Below are 2,530 nucleotides of genomic sequence, written 5' to 3' on the forward strand. Positions count from 1 at the left end.
ACCTGCTCAAGCCAGCTGGCCGGGATCGCAGCCTGCGCCCGCGCCAGCTGTTGTTCAGCCACAAGCGCTTTTCGCTGTGCAACCACTACGCCCGGCTCCCGGGTAAATGCCCGCTGCTGTTCCCCGCCCGGCAGTTCCGGCACGGGTTCACCTGTGATCTGATCCAGCACTTCAACCTGCAGCGTTCGTACGGCGCCTGTCGCGGCCAGCCCTGCCAGCTTTCCGGTCAGGGTCTTTTGTCTGAAGCTCAGCACAACACCTGTGGTCAGGGTGGCAAACCCGATAAGATCTCCGGCGATCACCAGCGGTGACAGGGACTTATTACATTTGTCGCTGAAATAAATCATCCGGTAGCGGAAGTAGCCGCCCCACATCTCGCGAGAACCCAGCGCAGCGTGCATAAACCAGGCACGCGAGTCGTGCACCTGATCGTCGAATAAGGCCCTGACCAGCCCGGCTGGCTGTCCGGCATTACTGGCCTCACCGGCGGCAGGAAACAGGACTGACACCCGCGCGTCTCCGTCAGCCTTCATTCGCCGGTATTCCCGGGGTTCATCATCGGTATTGAGCACGAAAATCATCGGCTGGAGCACGGTATCCAGCACCGCCTGCGCCAGGTTCTCCGGGATACGGTAACCGTCGTGGTAATCCTTACCAAACTCCTTCGCCGCTTCAAACAACTGGGTCTGCGCCATATCCGGGTCAAAATCCTTGATGCCCGGATAGAGCACAAGCTCATCCATCCTGTCGGCAGACTGTTTTGCTAACTGATCCTGACGCTTTTCAAGCACCTTTCGCTGCTTTTCATCCCGTGCTTCTTCTGCCGCCTTGCGCGCGGCGGGCAGCGCTTCGGTATTGGTGGCGCGCTGGTAGAATGGCGTTTTCAGCATCGAACCTCTGGCATAGCGCTCGATACGCCAGGCGGTGATCCACGCAATCTGGTTTTCAACGACGGTTTCCAGACTGCCGCTGGCGCGCGGTGGTTCGTATTGGGAGGCCTCTTCAGGCGTGATTTTTTCTGGTGTGGTCAGGTTCAGGGTGAGTTCGCGCCAGGCGTTAAATCTTGATATCAATTCCGGTGCGACGACAAAATCTCTAACTTGCTCAGCATCAAGAGCGCGCCAACTGTCCTTTCCTAAACTCTCCGGTAAACTAGATTTATTGACTTTCAGTGGAGCACCAGAAGAAAAAGCGTTTGAATACAGGTCATGCAACACTATTTGCGACAGCAAATAGCTATCATGCTCAGCATTCGCTTTCCCCTGATCCCCTGGCGGATACCCACCGCCAATATCCGAGTGCATCCCCGGGTAAACCACTTCGGTGGCACAGGAAGGATACTTGCCGTCACCCCGGCGCACCGAGTCCAGCGGAAAGCAGAGACGCTGCTCATGCCCGGACACCAGATGCACGCATTTTTTTATCAAACCGCCATAGGTTTTATCGTCCGGCAGCTCCATCGTGCCGTCCGCCCAGGACATATGCCCCTCGGCTATCGGCACAACGTGCGCTATCCCAACGGAGGCCACGGTATCCAGCAGCCCGAGAAACTCCACGCTGACAGGCAACTGCATCTCACCAATCTGCAGGCACTGTGGGGGTTTTTCGTCTTCCGCTTTTGGTGGGGGAAGCAGTTCGCTCAGCCAGCGAACAAACGTACGCGCAGCGGCGGCACCGCGGGAAAAACCATAAACATACAGTTTGATGCCTAACACCTTAGGCTTACCCGGCTCCGGCTGCGTGAGCAGTGGTTTCAGTTGCGGGGCTAACTCATTCAGTAAACGGCTGAACTCTTCATAACGGTTGTGGCTTCCGCCAGACCACAGCCGGTTCCAGCTGGTACCCATTTTTTCTATGGACTTACGGCTGGCACCCTCGGACAGTTTTATGCTGTTGTTTTCCGGGTCCTTACTTATGCGCATTAGCACATCAATAATACGCAGCAGCGCCCAGTTAATACGCTCCTCACCCTTGGTTGCACCCACCAGCCCCATAGTGGAATAATCCGGGTCGTTCACTTCCGGGAACGGAGTGCCCACACCGGGAATATAAAATTTGAAGTATTTGCCGCCGCTGTCGCTTGCCGAATCCAGCGGCATCCTGCTCGTATCAGATACGCCACCTGCTGTACCATCTCCGATAGTGGCGCGAAACAACCGCGCGATATTGGTCGGATGCTTCGGGTCAGACAGCAGCAGGTCATTGTTCAGGTTATTACCCGTACCGTCGAAAAACAGACTGATATGCAGCGTCTTGCAGCAAGGCGGCTCGACACGTCGCCCGGCCGCCAGACACAGTTCCTGGCGGTAGAGCCGCTCGGCGCTGTTCTGCTGATGGCAATTCTGACCAACTTGCAGGGCCTGCGTCGGCAGGCGCCCCTGGGCCGGAAACGGCGGTGGTACCCAGGCTAAATCGGTTACCGTTATTTCGGACATACTTTGGGCTCCTTCATCCTGAGGGGCTCTTTTATCGGGTAGGACGGACTGCCGTAGGTGTAACAACTGGTCGTGACCTTCACGTCATCGCAGGG

1 protein-coding gene is annotated in these 2,530 nt (G+C 56.8%); it reads right to left on the reverse strand.

Translation table 11 applies throughout. The features are described 5' to 3' along the window. A partial coding sequence (locus CMR03_RS02920; protein WP_141248546.1) for a T6SS phospholipase effector Tle1-like catalytic domain-containing protein occupies window positions 1–2,435 on the reverse strand: 2,435 nt, incomplete at its 3' end. Between the last annotated feature and the right edge of the window lie 95 nt (window positions 2,436–2,530).

This window comes from Pantoea allii (genome assembly GCF_002307475.1).
Taxonomy (GTDB): Bacteria; Pseudomonadota; Gammaproteobacteria; order Enterobacterales; family Enterobacteriaceae; genus Pantoea; species Pantoea allii.